The organism is Arthrobacter sp. J156, assembly GCF_056172865.1.
Genome location: NZ_CM149650.1, coordinates 3,384,151 through 3,404,333, shown reverse-complemented (window position 1 = coordinate 3,404,333; position 20,183 = coordinate 3,384,151). Strand labels below are relative to the sequence as shown.

Here is a 20,183-nt window from a genome sequence, read left to right as displayed (position 1 = left end):
CGATGGCGCACGGCCCGGTCAATCCGATTCCACCGGCCGTCCACGAACCGTTCACTTGCGGCTGTTTGGCTCGTCGGGGCCCCGCCCGCGGGCAGCCAGCCACCCACTTCGAAGCGAAGGATGACCGTGCGAACACCACCACTCAGACAAGGGCTGGCGGCCCTCGCCGCGACCGCCCTCATCGCCGGAAGCTGCGCGGCCCCCGCGGTGGCGGCCGTCGACGGCACCGGGATCGTGATCAACGAGGCCTACCTCAGCGGCGGCAGCGCCAACGCGCCGTTCCAGGACAAGTTCGTCGAGCTCTACAACCCCACCGCGGCGGACGTCGACCTCGACGGCTGGTCGCTCCAGTACCGTGCGGCCGGGTCCACGGGGGCCGCGACGGCCTACCCGCTCTCCGGCTCGATCCCGGCCGGCGGCCACTTCCTGGTCTCCGGCGGCTCCAACGGGGCCACGGGCGGCGAGCTGCCCGCGGCGGACCTGGCGACGGGGCTGAACCCGAGCGGCACGACCGGCACGATCATCCTCGCGAACACCACGGAGCGGCTCACGCTCCCGGCCGGCAGCACGACGGGGCACGAGTCCGTCGTCGACCTGCTCGGCTACGGCGGCTCCAACACCTTCGAAACGGCCGTCGCCCCGGCCCCGTCCGCCAACAACGTCCCGCGGTCCATCAACCGCGCCGACGGGGTCGACACCGACGACAACTCCGCCGACTTCGCGGTCCTCGAGGCGATCACGCCGACGAACAGCGCCGGCGAGGCGCCCGTCGAGCCCGAGCCGGAACCCGAGCCCGAACCGGGGCCCGACCCCGAACTCGTCGAGATCGCCGCCATTCAGGGCGAGGGCGACGCCACGCCGCTCGCGGGCCAGCGCGTCACGACCCGCGGCGTCGTCACGGCCGCCTTCCCGGACGGCGGCTTCGACGGCTACTACCTGCAGACCCCGGGCACCGGCGGCGAGGGCGGGGAGGCGGCCTCCCACGGCATCTTCGTCCACTCCCCCGAGACCGTCGGCGACGTCGAGGTCGGGGACCACGTCGAGGTCACCGGAACGGCCGGCGAGTACTACGGCCTGACCCAGCTCTCCGTCACCGCGGGCGGGGCCACCGTCCTCGACGAGCCCGCCGAGGCCGTCAAGCCGCTCACGGCCGCCTGGCCCGCGGACGACGCCGGTCGCGAACGCTACGAGGGCATGCTCTGGGACCCGCAGGGCTCCTGGACCGTCGCGGACAACTACGCACTGAACAACTACGGGGAGATCACCCTCGCCCACGGCGAGAGCACCCTGGTCCCCGGCCTGCGCACGCTCGCCCAGCCGACCGACGTCGCACGCCCCGGAAGCACCCGCGCCGCCGAGGTCGAGGCCGAGAACAAGGCCCGCTCCGTGGTCCTCGACGACGGCTCTTCCCTGAACTTCCTCGGCAGCACCGCCAACCAGTCCGTCCCGCTGCCGTACCTGACTGCCTCCACGCCGGTGCGCGTCGGCGCCGCGGTGGCCTTCAGCGGCCCCGTGGTCCTCGACTACCGCTTCGAGGCCTGGAAGTTCCAGCCGCAGACCCGCATCACGGGCGCCAACGCCGCGGCCCAGCCCGTCGCCTTCGCCGGCGACCGCCCCGCCGCCCCCGCGGCCGTCGGCGGCACGCTGAAGCTCGCCGCGTTCAACGTGCTGAACTACTTCACGACGACCGGCTCCGAGCTGACCGGCTGCACCTACTACAACGACCGCGCCGGCAACCCGGTCACGGTCCGCGGCGGCTGCGACGCCCGCGGCGCCGCCGATCCGGCCAACCTCGAGCGCCAGCAGGCCAAGATCGTCGCCGCGCTCAACGGGCTCGGCGCCGACGTCGTGGCCCTGCAGGAGATCGAGAACTCCGCCGCCTTCGGCAAGGACCGCGACGCGGCCCTCGCCGCGCTGACGTCCGCGCTCAACGCGGCCGCCGGCGCCGGCACGTGGGACTACGTCCGCAGCCCGGCCGCCGTGCCGACCGACGAGGACGTCATCCGCACCGCGTTCATCTACCGGGCGGCCGCGGCCGAGCCCGTGGGCGAATCGGCCATCCTCGACGGCGATCCGGCGTTCTCCAACGCCCGCGAACCGCTCGCCCAGGCGTTCCGCCCGGCCGGCGGGGACGCCGGGGGCACGTTCGTGGCGGTCGTCAACCACTTCAAGTCCAAGGGCTCCGCCCCGGGCGACGGCTCCGCGAACGACGACTCCGGCGACGGGCAGGGCGCGTGGAACGCGGACCGCGTCCGGCAGGCCGAGGCCGTCGTGGACTTCGCCGGGCAGGTCGCGGAGGAGGCCGGAACGGACAAGGTGTTCCTCGCCGGCGACTTCAACGCCTACACCCACGAGGACCCGATGCAGGTCTTCTACGAGGCCGGCTACGTGGACCAGGGCGCCAAGACGGGCAAGCAGACGTACCTCTTCGGTGCGCGCGTCGGCTCGCTGGACCACATCCTCGCCTCGCCCGCGGCCGATGCCGCGGTGACGGGCGCGGACATCTGGAACATCAACGCGGTCGAGCCCATCGCCCTCGAATACAGCCGCTACAACTACAACGCCACCAACCTCCACGAGGCCTCGGCCTACCGGGCCTCGGACCACGACCCGCTCGTCGTGGGCCTCGATCTGGGCGGCGCCGCTGCCGGCATCCCCGTCTCGATCGCGAGCCTGAACGACTACCACGGGCAGGTCGACGCGGACAACGGCTCCACGAAGCTCGCCGCGACGGTGGAGCAGTGGCGCGAGGACCGCGGCGTGGACTCCACGCTGCTGACGAGCGCCGGTGACAACATCGGCGCGAGCCAGTTCGCCTCCCTGCTGCAGCAGGACGAGCCCGCCCTGGAGATCCTCAACGCGCTTGGCGTGGCCGTCACGACCGTCGGCAACCACGAGTTCGACAAGGGCTGGCCGGACCTGCGGGACCGGGTCTCCGGGATCGCGGACTTCAACCACCTCGCCGCCAACGTGCTCGGCCCCGACGGCCAGCCCGTGCTCCCCGCCTCGGAGGTCTTCGAGGTCAACGGAGTCAAGGTCGCCGTGGTCGGCGCCGTCACCGCGGACCTGCCGACGCTCGTCTCCCCCGCGGGGCTCGAGGGCCTCACGGTCACGGACCCCGTGGCCGCGGTCAACGCCGAGATCGAGCGGCTGCCCCAGGACGTCGACGTGGTCGTCGCGAGCTACCACGAGGGCGCCCAGCCGGCGGACTCGCTCGAGGCCGCCAAGGCGGGCAGCGGGATCTTCAAGCGCATCGTCGAGGAGACGAGCCCGGAGGCCGACGCGATCTTCAACGGCCACAGCCACCAGCTCTACAACTACACGGCCGCCAACGGGGACTCCGAGCGCCCCGTGATGCAGGCCGCGTCCGCGGGCGGGCACCTCGCGGTGGCCGACTTCACGGTGGACCCCGAGACCCGCGAGGTGACGTTCGTCGGCGCGGAGAACCTCCCCGTCGACGCGGACGCCGACGTCGATGCGCTGGCCGGACGCTACCCCGTGGTCGCCGCGGTCAAGGAGATCGAGGACCGGGCCAACGCCGAGGCCGAGGTCCTCGGCGCCGCCAAGGTCGGCGAGGTCACCGCGTCCATCACCACGGACTACGCGCCGGACTTCGCCGGCAACGCGGGCGGCAACCGGGCCAAGGAGTCCTCGCTCGGCAACCTGCTGGCCACGGTGCTGCGCGACTCCGTGTCGACCCTGACCCCGCAGCAGGCGCAGATCGGCGTGATGAACGCCGGCGGCATCCGCGACGAGCTGTTCTTCGACAAGTCCGGCCGCGCACCGGGCGCCCCCGCCAAGGACGTCCCGGGAGACATCTCCTACAAGGAGCTGAACAACGTCTTCCCGTTCGGCAACACGCTCTTCAGCCTCAAGCTCACGGGCGCCGAGGTCTGGGAGCTGCTCGAGCAGCAGTGGCGGATCGTCGACGGCACCGAGTCCCGGCTGGCGCTGGGCCTCACCGACAACCTGGACTACACCTTCGACACGGAGCTGCCCGTCGGCGAGCGCGTGACCGGCGTGTGGTTCGAGGGCGAGCCGCTCGACCTGGAGGCCGAGTACTCGATCGGCACGCTCAACTTCCTCGCGGGCGGCGGCGACTCGTTCACGGCCCTGACGGGCGGCACGGAGCGGATCGACACGGGCTACTCGGACATGGAGGCCCTCGTGGACTTCGTGGAGCGCGAGTCGCCGCTGTCCCCGGACTTCAGCAAGCGCGGCGTCGAGGTCTCCGGCGCTCCCGGGCTCATCGAGCCGGGTGGCGAGTATTCCTTCGAGGTCCGCGACGTCGACCTGGGTTCCGACGGCGCCCCGGTCAGCGACGAGCTCGTCCTGGAGTACGTGCCGGGCGGCTCGGCGGAAACGCCGTCCGCGGCGGGCGTGGGCGTGGGCCTCGGCGGGGGCGGGATCGGCGCTTCGGTGGGCCTGCGGGCCGCCGTCGCCGCGCCCCCGGGCGGCGAGATCGGCACCTTCGAGGTGGTCGACGGCGTCGCGGTGGTCTCCTTCACGGCCCCGACAGGGCTCGACGGCGGGGCGTTCGTCCTGCACACCCCGGCCGGGGACACCGTTCAGCTCCCCTCGGCGGTCGCCACGGCCTCCGACGTCCCCTCGGACGACGGTGACGACGACGGTGCGGGCGGCGACGGCGGCACCGACGACGGATCCGGCACGGGGAACGGCAACGGCAACGGCCCGGGTTCGGGTTCCGACGACGGCGACGGCGGCTCCGCGCTCGGCCCGGGCTTCGGCCAGGGCGGAACGGGCGGACTGGCCGCCACGGGCAGCGAGGGCCTGCTGCCCCTCGGGATCGGGGCGCTGATGCTCGCCGGCCTCGGCCTGGCCTTCGTGCTCCGCTCCCGCCGCCGCGAGGCCGCGCTGCACGCCGAAGCCCCGGATTCCACGCCTCCCATGCGATAGCGCGCCACCCCCTCCCGCGGTGTCGGGGAACATGTCGGAAAGCGTTGATCCAAGCGGCATCTAGCCCGACGGGACGAGGGGGAGGTCCGTTCCTCCACCCAGCAGAGTGCCCCGCATCGAATCCGGTGCGGGGCACTCGCGTGTCCACACCCCGCGACCCCTCCCACGGTGTCGGGGAAAGCGCGGGAATACGTGGCTCGATTCGACATCTACCCCGACGCGGCGGGGCCCGGGAGCGTGCGCGTGGAGGGTGGCACGGGCGTTACCTTATAGTGCCTCTTCCTTTACTGTGCAACACACACTATAGTGTCTGTCATGAACAATGCAGAGGTCCTCGGCGGACACCTCCAGGAGCTCAGACGCGGGACGGTCGTCATGGCCTGCCTCGCCACGCTGTCCCGACCCGGCTACGGCTACGCGCTCCTCGGCGCGCTCGGGGAGGCCGGCTTCGACGTCGACGCGAATACGCTCTACCCGCTGCTGCGCCGGCTCGAGAAGCAGGGACTGCTCGATTCCGAATGGAACACGGACGAGGCCAGGCCGAGGAAGTTCTACCGCACGAGCCCCGCCGGCCGCGGGGTCCTCGACGGGCTCCTGCGCGAATGGGACGCCCTCCACGACGCCACCACCCGACTCATGTCCCCCGGCACCGGCCCGGGCGGCGAACCCACCACCAGCCCGGAAGGCTAGGAAGACCATGGCAACCCTGACCGAACGCTACGTCGCCGCAGTGGCCCGCAGCCTGCCCCCGGGCCAGCGCACCGACGTCGAACGCGAACTCGCCGCCTCCATCGCCGACATGGTCGCCGACCGCACCGCCCAGGGCGAGCCCGGCGACGCGGCCGAACGGGCCGCGCTGCTCGAGCTCGGCGACCCGATGCGGCTCTCCGCCGACTTCGCGGGCCGTCCCCTGTACCTCATCGGTCCGGCCCTCTACCCGGACTACATCCGGCTGCTCAAGCTCCTGCTCGCCATCGTGCTGCCGATCCTCGGCGGCGTGGTGCTGATCGGGCAGCTGATCGGGCACGGCCACCCCGGCGAGACGGCGTCGAACACCGTCCTGACGCTCCTCACCGTCGGCGCGCACATCTGCCTCTGGACCACCGTGGTCTTCGCCGCGATCGAGCGCAGCGGCACCCGGAAACCCGCCACGGACTGGACGCCGGACGACCTGCCCGACGTGGCGACGGGCGGCGTCGTGAAGATCGGCGACACGATCGTCGCCGCCGTCCTGACGCTGGGGCTCGCCGCCTACCTGGTCTGGCAGCAGTTCCGCTCGCCGTTCAGCGATGCCGAGGGTGCGCCGATCCCGGCGCTTGACCCCGCGCTGTGGTCGTTCTGGCTGCCGTTCCTCGTCGCGGTGCTCGTGGCCAACACGGCGCTCGAGTTCCTGCGCTACCGGGCCCGCGGCTGGAGCTGCGGCTTCTTCGCGGCCCACGCGGTCCTGAGCCTGGCGTTCGCGGGCCCGGTCGTGTGGCTCCTGCTCCGGGACGCGCTGATCAACCCGGCCTTTGCCGAACGGCTCGACATCTCCCCGGACGCCCCGGCGTCCATCGCCGTGATCTTGGTGATCGCCGTCGTCGTCATCACGGTGTGGGACCTCGTCGACAGCGCCCGCAAGGTCCCCCTGGACACCCGGGCCCGGCGCGGAAACGGCGCCTGAACCGGACTACCGGGCGAGGCGCACGATCTCCGCGGCCACGGCGTCCGCATCCGCGAGGGTGCGGGCGCCGTGCTGCGCGTCGGCGCCGGCCTCGGCCGCGATGGCCGTCCCCCACTGCACGGAGGAGAGCTGCAGTCCCAGGACGAACACCGCGCGGTGGGCCACGCCGTCGGAATCGACCAGGCGGTAGGGCTCGCCGAGGACGTCGAACCCGGTGCCCGGCACTGTCTCGCCCTCCCCGGTCTGCACCGGCCTGGGGCGGGCCAGCCCGTCGCGCTGCAGCTGCAGCAGAAGCGGCGAATCGGTCTGCGCGACGCGGTTAGCCGGCATCATGGCCTCGAACATGTGGCGCGCGGCCACGGGCTCGGCGGCGACCCATGGCGAGGAGGCCGTGAAGCGCACCGCCTCGTCGTCGAGGGAGTACGCCGGATCGGGCCCGATGAACCGCACGATCCCCGCGCGCGCGAGCGCGGCCAGCTCCTCGATCCGCTGCACGGGTGGCCCGCTCGCCAGCCCCTCCACGAGCGGCTCGAACCAGCGCTGCAGCTCGTCCATGCGCGACGGCTCGTCGAGCAGCCCCTCGGCCACGATTCGCTTGATCTGCACGCGCCCGGCGTTCAGCGCGGCGATCGCCATCTTCTCCGGATCGTCCTCGCCGCGCTCCGAGGCCCGCGCGTCGGCCTCGAGGTAGGCGACAACGGCCTTCTGGTAGGCGGCGTCGTCGGCGAAGCCGTGCTCGGCGAACGGGTGCCCGAGCGCGACGACGTCGAACCAGCCCAGCTCCGGGGCGAGGTTCTCCACGAGGTCCCGGGCGAGCGTGCGCCAGACTTCCTGGCCGTGCGGGTAGGGGGCGCGCAGGACGCCGTCGAGCGCCTCCATGAACTCGGACGCCCCGCCGGGGAAGAGCTCGGGCCGCGTCCGGGCGGCGACGGAGTAGTAGGTGTGCAGGACGTCGCGGTGCAGCAGGGGCCAGATGTGCGCGCCGAACGCGACCTTTCCCTCGGGTTCGCCCGGCGCGCCCGAGGCGGCCAGGGCGTGGACGGCCTCGTAACTGAGGTGGCGCAGCTGGATCGACGGCGGGATGAACGCGTCCACGCAGGGCTTGGCCCGGTACGGCGTGCCGCGCCGGGAGCCGGCGTGGAGTATGGGTTCACGCCCGCTCGCCAGGTACTCGAGCCGCCGCCCGGGACCGTCGCCCGACTGGACGAACCCTCCCCCGCGGCCGACGGTCAGCTGCACCATCGCGTCGAAGAAGTTCAATCCCAGGCCGCGGACCAGGACGGGACGCCCGGGCGGGTAGACGGACCAGTCGACGTCGGAGGGGACGTTGGGCCGCTGGTAGTGCAGGCCCGCCGCGTCGGCGCGCCGGCCGGCGGCCTCCTGCCTCTGGTTGGGGCGTGCGGGGACGTGCCCTACGGCGAGTACGACGGCGTCGGCCTCCAACCGTGCGCCGCTTCCGTCGGCGTCGCGCAGTTCGAGGGAGTACGACGCCTCGCCCCGGCGCAGGGCCGTGGCCTCGGCGCGGACGTCTTCGACGCCGGCCACGAGGGGGTGGGCGCGCAGCCTTGCGGCGACGGTGTCGAAGAGGTGGCGCAAGTAGCGGCCGTAGAGCGCGCGGCACGGGTAGTCGCCCGGGCCCAGGGAGGCGAGCTCGCGCTCCTCGGCGGCGGCGAGGACGCAGCCGTCGCCGCCGGACCGCCGCCATTGATCGAAGCTCAGGCCGGCCCCGTCGCCGGTCCGGGGCGGCGCGGCCGTCGGGTAGAGGGCGGGCGTGTTCATCAGGAAGAGCCGCGACTGGCCCGGGTCCCAGACATGCCCCGAGCCCGGATCCCACGGATCCACGACGCTCACGTGGATCTCCCGGCCGGGGGCGGCATCGATCTCCCGGGGGTCCTCGAGCCGCTCCAGGAGACGCTCCAGAACGGAGGTTCCGCGGGGTCCTGCGCCTACGACGACCAGGCGGAACGGCTCGGTGCGCACGGGGCGACTCCCTCCAATGTCTGTGGATCCGTGCCGGGCACGCACGGGATCCCAGCCTATCGCGGGCACCCCACGGCGGCGTGGCAGACTGGCGGCATGACCGGCAACGAACCCCTTCACAGCACGGAACCGCACCCCGCTACCGACGCCGACGATGCCTACGGGTGGCTCGAGGACATCCACGGCGACGATGCCCTGGACTGGGTCCGGAGGCAGAACGAGGCCACGGAGGGAATGCTCGTCGACGGTGCCCACCGCGAGCTCGAGCGATCGCTCCTGGAGGTCCTCGACGCGGAGGACCGGATTCCGGGCGTCGCCAAGCACGGTGGGCACTACTACAACTTCTGGCAGGACCGGTCCCATCCCAAGGGTCTGTGGCGGCGCACGAGCTGGGACTCGTATGCCTCCGACGCGCCGGACTGGGAGGTCCTGCTCGACGTCGACGCCCTCGCAGCAGCGGACGGCACGGACTGGGTCTTCGCGGGGACGCGCCTGCTGCGTCCGGCCGACGGCGAGCCGTACAGCCGCGCGCTCGTCCGGCTGTCCCCGGATGGCGGTGACGCCGTGCGGGTGCGCGAGTTCGACCTCGGGGCGCGGGACTTCGTCGACGGCGGCTTCGACATCCCGACGGCGAAGACCGTGGTCTCCTGGGCGGGGCCGGACGCCCTCTACCTCGGCACGGACTTCGGCGAAGGATCCCTCACCCGCTCCTCGTACGCCCGCACCTGCCGCCGGCTTGAACGGGGCCAGGACCCCGCCGACGCGCCCGAAGTCTTCGCCGTCGACCCGGACCACGTCCTGGCCCAGGTCCACTACGACCCGACGCCCGGATTCGAGCGCTCCGTGGCCGTGGACGTCGTCGACTTCTACAACACCCGGACCTCCGTGCTGCGCGACGGCGCGTGGGTCACGGTGGACGTCCCGAGCGACGTGTCGGTGTCGCTGCACCGCCAGTGGGTGTTGTTCAGCCCGCAGACGCCCTGGGAGATCGACGGGCGCACGATCGCCGCCGGTTCGCTCGCCGTCGCCGAGCTCGAGGCCTTCCTCTCCGGCGACCGCCGCGTCGCGGAGGTCTTCATCCCGGACGGGCGCTCGACGCTCGCCTCGTTCGACTTCACGCGCGACCACCTGCTGCTCAACGTCCTGCGGGACGTCAGCTCGCGGCTCCTCGTCGCCGACCCGGCCGACGGGTGGGCCACGGCGGAGGTGGAACTCGGCGCCGCCCTCCACACGACATCCGTCTCGGCGGTCGACGACGAGGACCCGGCGACGGCGAACGACGTCTGGATCACCTCGACCGGCTTCCTGACGCCCTCCACCCTGTCCCGGGCGACCCTGGGCCCCGGAGCCACGGGTCCCGGCGCCGTGCAGGTGGTCAAGCGCGCCTCCGCCCACTTCGACGCCGGTGACCTGCGCGTCGCCCAGCACTTCGCGGTGAGCGACGACGGAACCCGGGTGCCGTACTTCGAGGTCGCCCCCGCGGACCTGGAACTGGACGGCGCCAATCCCGTGCTCATGAACGGCTACGGGGGCTTCCAGACCTCGCTCGCGCCGGCCTACGCACCGCTCGTGGGGCGGGCCTGGCTCGCGCGCCGCAACAGCGCGGGGCGCGGAGGCGTCTACGTCGTGGCCAACATCCGGGGCGGCGGCGAGTACGGCCCGGGCTGGCACCGGGCGGCGCTGCGGGAGAACCGCCACCGCGCCTACGAGGACTTCGCGGCGATCGCCCGCGACCTGGTCCGTCGCGGCGTCACGAGCCCGCGGCTCCTCGCGGCCACGGGCCGGAGCAATGGCGGGCTGCTCATGGGCAACATGATCACGGGCTACCCGGAGCTCTTCGGGGCGGTCTCGTGCGGGGTTCCGCTCCTGGACATGCGCCGCTACACGCGGCTGTCGGCGGGGCATTCCTGGATCGCCGAATACGGGGATCCCGACGTCCCCGGTGACTGGGAGTTCCTGCGCACCTTCTCGCCCCTACACCGTCTGGACGATCCACTGCCGGACGGCGCCCGGTATCCGGCGTCCCTGATCTGGACCGCGACGAGCGATGACCGCGTGGGGCCGGTGCAGGCGCGGAAGATGGCCGCGAAGATGCAGGATCTCGGCGCGGATGACGCCTGGTACCACGAATCCCTCGACGGCGGACATGCCGGAGCGAGCGACAACCGCCAGACGGCCGAGATGCTCGCACTCAGCTACGGATTCCTCTGGAGGATGCTCGACCGCTAGCGCCGGGGCGGCCTTTTTGTGTGGCGCGCCCGCTTTCGGTAGGCTTGAGTGGCTGGTTCTCACCAGCGCTGGACACGTGCCAGAGCGGCCGAATGGACTTCACTGCTAATGAAGGGTCGGGGTTAAACTCGACCGGGGGTTCAAATCCCCCCGTGTCCGCTGAAAACCCCCTCGTCAGAGGGGGTTTTCACGTTTCTCGAGCGCCGTGGAGCGTCAGCCGTTGAAGGCGTCGAGCAGCTGCAGGACGACCGCGACCGGCAGGCCGGTGTTGCGGTGGACGATCTCGGCCGCGTCATTCATCCGTCCGGCGCTGACGTGCTCCAGGAAGAGCTCCCGGTCGGCTGGCGGCAGGTCGGCGGCGCTGAAGCGCACCGGCCCGGACGGGCCGTCGCCCTCGAAGCTGAAGTCCGAGACGTGGCGGCCGGCCGCGGAGGCCGGGCCGTCGACGGGTGCCGACTCGAGGAGCCTCTGGATCGCGGCGGCATCGAGGCCCGAGTGCGCCGCGAACAGCGCCGCGGCCCCGGCGAAGTCGTGGTCGCGCAGCAGCGACTGGAACTGGTCGCCCTCGGCCGGGGGCAGCTCGTTGGAGCTGAACTCGTGGGACTCACCATTGCGTTCGGCGGTGATCTTGAAGACCGACGTGGTCCGGCCGGCGCCGCTGCCGAACTTCTCCGACCATTCCTCCGGGACCACGAAGTCGCCGTCGAAGTCGCCCGTGCTGCGCCGCACGTTGCGCGCCGGGGCGGGTACGGTCTCGTCGACGTCGGAGGGTGCGCCCGTCTCGCCGGACGTCCCGCCCTCCCTGTTTTCGGCGGAATCCTCCTCGGTTCCCCCGCTGGTCCCCGGGCCGTCGGCGGGAGGCTCGACGGCCCGGGCGGCGTCTCCGGAGCCGGCGGCGTCGGACGCGGGGTCGAGCCGATCCGCCGTGCCCGCGGTGTCGGCGCCGCGAGGTCCGGCCCCGCCGCCCGCCTGACCGTGCACCTGGGGGTGCGCCTCAAGGCTGCGGACGGCGACGATGCACTGCTTGACGCCCTGGCCGGTGGCCTCGCGGTAGCCGCGGACGGCCCCCATGAAGTCCCCCCGGGCGATCGCCTGGTACACGGCTCGGTGCTGGTCGGCGTTCAGCCGGGACGCCGCATCCCGCGCGGCGTCCGGACCGATGGAACCGGCGACCTCGGCGGAGTTCTTCTTGCGCAGCGAGCTGATCCACCACCAGGCTCCACCCACGAGGAGCAGCGGCACCAAAACCCACAGCGTAGTCTCCATGCCGTCCAGTCTAGGCCGCGCGGACGAACCGGGCGGGCTCAGCCGGCCAGGCCCAGGACGAACGGCAGGACGCCCGGGGCGCCCGCCCGGCGCAGCGTCCGGGCCGCCTCGGTGAGCGTCCACCGGCTGTCGGCGAGGTCGTCGACGAGGAGCACGGGGCCGGATGCCCCCGCGAGCCGTTCCGCCAGCGCCGGCGGGACGGCGAACTGGTCCCAGACCGAGGCCAGCCGGAAGGCCGAGTTGCCGCCCGCCTCGCCCCGCGGTCCTTCGTCGGCGTACGCCAGCTCCCCGGCGTAGGGCAGCCGGCCGATCCCGGCCAGGCCCTCGGCCACGGACCGCACGAGCAGCGGGCGCGTCCTCGACGGCATGGAGACCACGGCGACGGGCCGCTCGCTCCATCCCCACCCGGCCAGGACGCCGACGCACGCCCGGACGAGGGCCTCGTCCGCGGGAGCGTCCTCCGCCCCGGGCGCGAACAGCGTCCGCAGCCGGCCGCCCCATCCGAGGTCGGTGAGGCGGGCCAGCGCGCGGCCGGCCGCCATCTGCTCCCCGGCCGGGATCTTGCCCTTGAGCGGCACGCCGAGGCGGTCCATGCCCCCGGGCCACATCGCCCGCGGCTCGAGCTCGGTCCCGACGCGGCCGAGGGCCGCCTGGGCGCTGTCCTTGGCGTCTTCCGCGAGGGAGTCCCCGAACCAGGTGCCGGCGCAGTTGTCGCACCGGCCGCAGGGGGCGGCCGTCGGGTCGTCGAGGGCCCGGGCGAGGAACTCCATGCGGCAGGACGTCGTGTTCTCGTAGTCGAGCATGGCGTTCTGCTCCGCGACGCGGGCCGCTGCGACGCGGGCGTACCGCTCGGCGTCGTAGTGCCACGGGGCCCCCGTCCGGATCCAGCCGCCTTGGACCCGTTCCACGGCGCCGTCGACGGCGAGCACCTTCAGAAGCAGTTCGAGCGGCGTGCGGCGGATGTTCACGCGGGCCTCGAGCGCGGGGACGGAGACCGCGCCCTGCGCCGAGCCGAGCTCCTCGAGCACGGCGTGCGCGCGCTGCTCGTCCGGCATCGACGACGTGGCGAAGTACCGCCAGATCTCGCGGTCCTCCGGCCCCGGGAGGAGCAGGACGTCGGCGTTGTCCGTCCCGCGGCCGGCACGGCCGACCTGCTGGTAGTAGGCCACGGGCGAGCTCGGAGCGCCGACGTGGACCACGAACCCGAGATCCGGCTTGTCGAAGCCCATGCCCAGGGCGCTCGTCGCCACGAGCGCCTTGACCTCGTTGTCCTTGAGCGCCTGTTCGGACGCCGCGCGCTCCTCGGTGTCGGAGCGGCCCGTGTAGGCGCGGACCTCGTGCCCGGCCTCGCGCAACAGGCGCGTGATGTCCTCGGCCGCGGACACGGTGAGCGTGTAGATGATGCCGCTGCCCGGCAGCTCGGACAGGTGGCTCAAGAGCCAGGCGAGCTGTGCCCGCGGGCTCGGCAGCCGCAGCACGCCCAGACGCAGGGAGCGCCGCGCGAGCGGGCCGCGCAGGGTGAAGACGTCGGCCCCGCCGACGGCGAGCTGCTCCTCGATGTCGTGGACGACGCGCTCGTTGGCCGTGGCCGTGGTCGCGAGGACCGGCACGGCGTCGTCGAGGGTGCCGATGAGGTCCTTGATCCTCCGGTAGTCCGGCCGGAAGTCGTGTCCCCAGTCCGAGATGCAGTGGGCCTCGTCGATGACCAGCAGGCCCATGCGGCGCACCAGCTCCGGCAGCTGGCGCTCGCGGAAGGCCGGGTTGTTGAGGCGTTCCGGCGAGACGAGCAGGACGTCGACCTCGTCGGCGTCGAGCCGGGCCAGGACGTCGCCCCACTCGAGCGCGTTGGCGGAGTTGATGGCCTCGGCGCGGACTCCCGCCCGCCCGGCGGCGGCCACCTGGTCCCGCATGAGCGCGAGCAGGGGGCTGACGATGAGGGTCGGCCCCGCCCCCCGGGCCCGCAGCAGCAGGCTCGCCACGAAGTAGACGGCGGACTTGCCCCAGCCGGTGCGCTGCACGACGAGCGCCCGCCGTCCCCCGTCGACGAGGGCCTCGATCGCCTCGAACTGCCCGTCGTGGAAGTCGGCGTCCTCCCGCCCCACGAGGCGGCGCAGCACCGCCGTCGCGCTCTCCCGAAGTCCCGTACCCGTCGTCGTCTCAACCATGCGCCCCAGTATTCCAGCCGCTGCCGACGCTTCGGCCCGCCGGCCCGGGGCTGTGGAGCGGGACGGGGTCCCGGGGCGTTGTGGAGGAGCGGTGCCGGTCGGACTCAGCCGGCATCTCACGGGCCGCGGGGCCGAAGCGTCACCGGCAGCGGCTAAGCTCGAACCCGTGCAGAGCGAGATTGATCTTTCCGAGTCCTTCAAGGCCTACGACGTGCGCGGGATCGTGGGCGAGACCATCACCGAGGAGAGCGTGGAGGCCGTCGGCGCGGCCTTCGTGGACGTCCTGGGCCTGGCCGGTTCCACGGTGCTGGTCGGCGGGGACATGCGTCCGTCGTCTCCGGCGTTCTCCCGCGCCTTCGCGCGCGGGGCGGCCTACCGGGGCGCCGACGTGCGGATGCTCGGGCTGATCTCCACCGACGAGCTCTACTTCGCGTGCGGGATCCTGGACGCGGCGGGCGTGGTGTTCACCGCGAGCCACAACCCGGCCGAGTACAACGGGATGAAGATGGCCCTGGCCGGCGCGGTCCCGGTCTCCTCCGATACCGGCCTGTACCGGATCCGGGATGTCGCCCAGTCCTACCTGGCCGAGGGCCTGCCGGTCTCCGGGGACGCCCCGCAGGGCCGGGTCGGGGACGTCGACGTGCTCGCGGACTACGCCGCGTACCTGCGCTCGCTCGTGGACCTGTCCGGCATCCGGCCGCTGAAGGTCGTCGTCGACGCCGGCAACGGGATGGCGGGCATGACGACGCCGGCCGTGCTCGGGGACGCCCTGCTGCCGGGTCTTCCGCTGGAGATCGTGCCCCTGTACTTCGAGCTGGACGGCACCTTCCCGAACCATCCGGCCAACCCGCTGGAGCCGGAGAACCTGCGGGACCTGCAGGCCGCGGTCGTGGAGCACGGGGCGGACATCGGCCTGGCGTTCGACGGCGACGCGGACCGCTGCTTCGTGATCGACGAGCTCGGCGCCCCGGTCTCGCCCTCGGCGGTGACCGCGCTCGTGGCCCGCCGCGAAATCGCCCGCGCGAAGGCCGCGGGCGAGGAGGCCCCGGTGGTCATCCACAACCTGATCACCTCCCGGGCGGTGCCCGAGCTCGTGGAGCACGACGGCGGACGCCCCGTGGTCACGCGGGTGGGACACTCGTTCATCAAGGCCGTGATGGCGGCCGAGGGCGCCGTGTTCGGCGGCGAGCACTCGGCCCACTACTACTTCCGCGACTTCTTCAATGCCGACACCGGCATGCTCGCGGCGATGCACGTCCTGGCGGCCCTGGGCGGGCAGGAGCGCCCGCTCTCGGCGCTGGCCGAGGAGTACGAGCCCTACTTCGCCTCCGGCGAGCTGAACTCGCGGATCGAAGACAAGGACGCGGCCGTGGCCCGCGTGCTCGGGGCCTTCGCCGCCGGCCACGACGGCAACGGCGGCCGCGGAACGATCGCCCTCGACGCGGAGGGCCTCAAGGGCGCCGGCACCGTCGTCGAACGCCTCGACGGAACCACGATCGCCGCGGCGGACGGCTCCTTCTGGTTCAACCTCCGCCCCTCCAACACCGAGCCCTTCCTGCGCTACAACGGCGAGGCGAGGGACCCCCAGACCATGGAACGCGTCCGCGACGCCGTCCTCGAGATCGTCAGGAGCACCGCATGAGCGAGAACCGCATCACCGAGCTGGGCCCCGAGGCCCACCTGCAGCTGAACCGCGTCCTGGGCACGGCCCTCGGCGTCGCCCGCGAGCAGCTCGAGGCCAACGGGGTCTTCCTGCCGTTCGCGGTCGCCCTGGAAGCGGCCCAGGACGGAGCCGAGGGCGAGCTGCGCCTCCTCGCCGTGCAGCCGCCGGCGGACGACGACGATCCGGAAGTGGACATCGACGCCGAGGCGATGATGGGCGACCTCGTCGAACTCCTGGGGCAGCAGCGCGAGGGCTTCACCGCGATCGCCCTCGTCTCCGACGTCACGCTGCTCGAGGAGGACCGCGACGCCGTGCACGCCAACGCGGAGCACAGCGAGGGCGGGGCGGTCGCCGTCGTCCAGGCCTACACGCCGCCCGCCGCGGAGGGTGGCGAGTGGGCCTTTGCCGAGCCCGCGGCGGAAGCCGGCGAGCTGCTCATCTGGGGCTGACCCCGCCCGGGCTGGGACACTGAGGGAGTGAAGCTCAACGCCTTCGGCGACGTCTGCCTGCGCATCCTGATGCTGCTCGGCTCCCGGGAGGGAGAGCAGCTCACGAGCCGCGCCGTCGCCGAGGCGATCGGCATCCCCTACAACCACGTCAGCAAGGCCGTCCTCGAGCTCGGCCGGCGCGGCGCGCTCGAGGTGGCGCGCGGGCGCACGGGCGGGGCGCGGATCACCCCGGCGGGCCTGGGGCTCAGCGTCGGCTCCCTCCTGCGCAGCCTCGACGAGCAGCCCGACGTCGTGGACTGCACCTCCGGCGACCACGCGTGCCCGCTGATCGCGGGCTGCCGCCTCCGCGGGGCGCTCAACCGGGCGCGCGAGGCCTTCTACGCGGAGCTCGATCCCCTCACCATCGCGGACCTCACCCGGGATCCGCGCCTCGTCCGGCTTCCGCTGCCCACCTTCCCCTGACGCGACCGCCCGACTTGCGAGTAACTTCTACGAGGCGTAGAAATGAATCATAAAACTTGCATACTCAATGCAAGTAATCACTTTCAGCGAGGAGACGCCATGCTGTCCGAGAAGTCCCGTCCCGTCATCGAGGCCACGCTGCCGGTCATCGCCGAGCGCATCGGAGCGATCACCCGGAAGTTCTACGCGGGCCTGTTCGCCGCCCACCCGGAACTTCTCGACGGGCTCTTCAGCCGCGCCAACCAGAAGAACGGGACCCAGCAGAAGGCCCTCGCCGGCTCGATCGCGGCCTTCGCGACGCATCTCCTGCAGCACCCGGACACCCTGCCCGAGGCCGTCCTGTCGCGGATCGCCCACAAGCACGCCTCGCTCGGGATCGTCGAGGAGCAGTACCCGATCGTCTACGAGCACCTCTTCGCCGCGATCGCCGATGACCTCGGGGATGCCGTCACCTCCGAGGTCGCCGAAGCCTGGACCGAGGTCTACTGGCTCATGGCCGACGCGCTCATCAAGCTCGAGAAGGGCCTCTACGCCCGGCAGGCGAACGACAAGGCGTGGACCCCGTGGCGCCTCGTGGCGCGGGAGGCCGCCGGCGGGGGATCGGCCACGTTCCGCTTCGCCCCGGCCGACGACACCCCGGTGACGGAGGCCCTCCCGGGCCAGTACGTCTCGATCCGCGTGGCTCTGCCCGACGGCGTGCGGCAGTGCCGCCAGTACACGCTCTCCGGCAACGTCGCCTCGAGGACCGAGCGCGTCGTCACGGCCAAGCTCGACGAGGGCGGCGAGGTCTCCCCGTTCCTGCACCGCGGGCTGGGGATCGGCGACGTCGTGGAGCTCTCGAATCCCTACGGCGACCTCACGATCGACGCCGGCGGCGCGCCGATCGTCCTGGCCACGGCAGGCATCGGCTGCACACCCAGCGCCTCCGCCCTCGAGGCCCTCGCGGCCGGGGCCTCCGAGCGCCGGGTCCTGGTCCTCCACGCCGAACAGCGCGCCGACAGCTGGTCGCTCCAGGCGCAGATGCGCTCCGCCGTCGAGGCCCTGCCGAACGCGGAGCTGAGGCTGTGGCTCGAGGACACAACGGGCGCCCCCGGCGAGTGGGAGGCAGCGGAGGGCCTCATGGACCTCTCCGGACTCGAGCTTCCGGCGGACGCGACGCTGTATCTGTGCGGGCCGCTGCCGTTTATGCGCGCCGTCCGATCCCAGGCGATCGACGCGGGCATCCCGGCCACGAGCATCCACTACGAGGTCTTCGGCCCCGACCTCTGGCTCGCCGCCTGAGCCGGGCCCCGGCGTCGTTCCGTCCACGGCGGCGCGGCGACGGGGCGCGCCGGAGCCGGGGCACGACGCCGATGCCCCCTCGGGCGCGGAGCACGCCGGAGCCGGGAATCGATGTCGGTGCCGCCTTGGGGGCGGCACCGACTTGGTGCCCGGGGCCACTTCGCGCTAGGCTCGGGCCCGTCCACACGGGTGCCCCGGCAGGGGCTGAGATCGGGCTGACGCCGCCTGCGACCGTCGAACCTGTCCGGGTCATGCCGGCGTAGGAAGTGAGGGCTCCTCCGTGAGCGATTCAAGAGAAAACCCGTCCATCCACCGTGCCTCCGAGCAGCATCCGGCGCACTCCCCGGCGTTCCTCGAGGACCCCGGCCGGGGCCTGCGCGTCCCGGTCACGGCGATCGAGCTCGACGACTCCCCCGACGGGACGCCGAACCCGCCCCTTCACGTCTACCGCACCGCGGGCCCGGGCGGCGACCCGCTCGAAGGGCTTCCCCCGTTCCGCGCCGCGTGGATCGCCGGCCGCGGCGACACAGAGGAGTACACGGGGCGCGGCCGCGAGCTGCTCGACGACGGCCGGGCGGCCGTGCGCCGTGGCGCGGCCTCCGCCGAGTGGAGGGGCGTCCGCCCGGTCCCGCGGCGCTCGATCGAGGGCCGGCGGGTCACGCAGATGCACTACGCCCGCGCCGGGCTCGTCACCGAGGAGATGCGCTACGCGGCCCTGCGCGAGGGCTGCGACCCGGAACTCGTGCGCAGCGAGCTCGCGGCGGGCCGGGCGATCCTGCCGGCGAACGTCAACCACCCGGAGTCGGAGCCGATGGTGATCGGCAAGGCGTTCCTCGTGAAGATCAACGCGAACATCGGCAACTCTGCCGTGACGAGCTCGATCGCGGAGGAGGTGGACAAGCTGCAGTGGGCCACGCGCTGGGGCGCGGACACGGTCATGGACCTCTCCACGGGTGACGACATCCACACCACGCGCGAGTGGATCCTGCGCAATTCGCCGGTCCCGATCGGCACGGTGCCCATCTACCAGGCGCTCGAGAAGGTCGGCGGAGACGCGGCCAAGCTGGACTGGGACGTCTTCCGGGACACCGTGATCGAGCAGTGCGAGCAGGGCGTGGACTACATGACCATCCACGCCGGCGTGCTGCTGCGCTACGTCCCGTTGACGGCCGAGCGGGTCACGGGGATCGTCTCCCGCGGCGGCTCGATCATGGCCGGCTGGTGTCTGGCCCACCACCGCGAGAACTTCCTCTACGAGCGCTTCGACGAGCTGTGCGAGATCTTCGCCCGGTACGACGTCGCGTTCTCGCTCGGCGACGGCCTGCGGCCCGGCTCGATCGCGGACGCGAACGACGCCGCCCAGTTCGCCGAGCTGGACACCCTCGCCGAGCTGACGAAGCGGGCGTGGGAGTTCGACGTCCAGGTCATGGTGGAGGGGCCCGGGCACGTGCCGCTGCACCTCGTGCGGGAGAACGTGGAGCGGCAGCAGGAGCTGTGCGACGGCGCCCCGTTCTACACCCTCGGCCCGCTCGTCACGGATGTCGCGCCGGGCTACGACCACATCACGAGCGCCATCGGGGCCACGGAGATCGCCCGCTACGGCACGGCGATGCTCTGCTACGTCACGCCGAAGGAGCATCTGGGCCTGCCCAACAAGGACGACGTCAAAACGGGAGTGATCACCTACAAGATCGCCGCGCACGCTGCCGACCTGGCCAAGGGCCACCCGGGCGCCCGGGAGCGCGACGACGCCCTGTCCAAGGCGCGCTTCGAGTTCCGTTGGAAGGACCAGTTCGCCTTGTCACTGGATCCGGCGACGGCGGAGGCGTTCCACGACGAGACGCTGCCGGCCGAACCGGCCAAGACGGCGCATTTCTGCTCGATGTGCGGGCCGAAGTTCTGCTCGATGCGGATCTCCCAGGACATCCGCCGGCAGTTCGGCGGCGCTGCCGAGCAGGAGGAGCTCGCCGGGGCCATCCAGGCCGGCATGGACGCCAAGAGCCGCGAGTTCGCCGCGTCGGGATCGAGCGTGTACCTGCAGCCGACGATCCCCGTCGGCCCGGGAGCCGCCGGCCGCGGCTGACCCGGCGGGCCGGCCCCGTGAAGCC

At 72.6% G+C, this 20,183-nt stretch carries 12 protein-coding genes, 1 tRNA gene and 1 riboswitch; of the genes, 10 read left to right on the top strand and 3 right to left on the bottom strand.

Going from position 1 to position 20,183, the window contains the following annotated elements:
- The first annotated feature begins 126 nt into the window (after positions 1-126).
- The 3 genes from AC0QR5_RS15790 (at position 127) to AC0QR5_RS15780 (ending at position 6,580) form a co-directional block, all read left to right on the top strand.
- The gene (locus tag AC0QR5_RS15790; protein WP_329862807.1) at positions 127-4,917 is read left to right on the top strand and encodes an ExeM/NucH family extracellular endonuclease; all 4,791 of its coding nucleotides are present in this window, start codon (positions 127-129) and stop codon (positions 4,915-4,917) included.
- 315 nt (positions 4,918-5,232) lie between these two features.
- Positions 5,233-5,607, top strand: coding sequence for a PadR family transcriptional regulator (locus AC0QR5_RS15785; protein WP_329862809.1), 375 nt, complete (start codon positions 5,233-5,235; stop codon positions 5,605-5,607).
- Positions 5,608-5,614: 7 nt separating this feature from the next.
- Positions 5,615-6,580, top strand: coding sequence for a permease prefix domain 1-containing protein (locus AC0QR5_RS15780; RefSeq protein WP_329862811.1), 966 nt, complete (start codon positions 5,615-5,617; stop codon positions 6,578-6,580).
- 6 nt (positions 6,581-6,586) lie between these two features.
- Here the strand turns inward: AC0QR5_RS15780 and AC0QR5_RS15775 are convergent, their stop codons facing one another.
- The gene (locus AC0QR5_RS15775; protein WP_329862813.1) at positions 6,587-8,560 is read right to left on the bottom strand and encodes an FAD/NAD(P)-binding protein; all 1,974 of its coding nucleotides are present in this window, start codon (positions 8,558-8,560) and stop codon (positions 6,587-6,589) included.
- Between the two features lie 96 nt (positions 8,561-8,656).
- Between AC0QR5_RS15775 and AC0QR5_RS15770 the strand changes: the two genes are divergently transcribed.
- Positions 8,657-10,789 (top strand): prolyl oligopeptidase family serine peptidase, encoded by a 2,133-nt coding sequence (locus AC0QR5_RS15770; RefSeq protein WP_329862815.1) that lies wholly within the window; start codon positions 8,657-8,659, stop codon positions 10,787-10,789.
- Positions 10,790-10,859: 70 nt separating this feature from the next.
- Positions 10,860-10,948: transfer RNA gene (locus AC0QR5_RS15765), tRNA-Ser, on the top strand.
- Between the two features lie 54 nt (positions 10,949-11,002).
- Here AC0QR5_RS15765 and AC0QR5_RS15760 read toward each other — a convergent pair.
- Positions 11,003-12,055, bottom strand: coding sequence for a hypothetical protein (locus AC0QR5_RS15760; protein WP_329862817.1), 1,053 nt, complete (start codon positions 12,053-12,055; stop codon positions 11,003-11,005).
- Between the two features lie 38 nt (positions 12,056-12,093).
- A complete protein-coding gene (locus AC0QR5_RS15755) occupies positions 12,094-14,220 on the bottom strand; it encodes a RecQ family ATP-dependent DNA helicase (protein ID WP_329862819.1) in 2,127 nt (708 codons plus the stop codon).
- Positions 14,221-14,386: 166 nt separating this feature from the next.
- Here AC0QR5_RS15755 and AC0QR5_RS15750 point away from each other — a divergent pair, with 166 nt between their 5' ends.
- The 5 genes from AC0QR5_RS15750 to thiC all read left to right on the top strand — a co-directional run bounded on the left by AC0QR5_RS15750 (position 14,387) and on the right by thiC (position 20,158).
- Positions 14,387-15,862: a phosphomannomutase/phosphoglucomutase gene (locus AC0QR5_RS15750; RefSeq protein WP_329862821.1), complete on the top strand. Its 1,476-nt coding sequence runs from the start codon at positions 14,387-14,389 to the stop codon at positions 15,860-15,862.
- Positions 15,859-16,332: a hypothetical protein gene (locus AC0QR5_RS15745; RefSeq protein WP_329862823.1), complete on the top strand. Its 474-nt coding sequence runs from the start codon at positions 15,859-15,861 to the stop codon at positions 16,330-16,332. Before AC0QR5_RS15750 ends, AC0QR5_RS15745 begins: the two co-directional genes overlap by 4 nt.
- 27 nt (positions 16,333-16,359) lie before the next feature.
- Positions 16,360-16,794: an RrF2 family transcriptional regulator gene (locus AC0QR5_RS15740; protein ID WP_329862825.1), complete on the top strand. Its 435-nt coding sequence runs from the start codon at positions 16,360-16,362 to the stop codon at positions 16,792-16,794.
- Positions 16,795-16,893: 99 nt separating this feature from the next.
- Positions 16,894-18,075 (top strand): globin domain-containing protein, encoded by a 1,182-nt coding sequence (locus AC0QR5_RS15735; protein WP_329862827.1) that lies wholly within the window; start codon positions 16,894-16,896, stop codon positions 18,073-18,075.
- A 175-nt stretch (positions 18,076-18,250) separates the two neighbouring features.
- A riboswitch (TPP riboswitch) is annotated at positions 18,251-18,358 on the top strand.
- Positions 18,356-20,158, top strand: coding sequence for a phosphomethylpyrimidine synthase ThiC (thiC, locus tag AC0QR5_RS15730; protein WP_329862829.1), 1,803 nt, complete (start codon positions 18,356-18,358; stop codon positions 20,156-20,158). Its footprint overlaps the riboswitch before it by 3 nt.
- Positions 20,159-20,183: the final 25 nt, after the last annotated feature.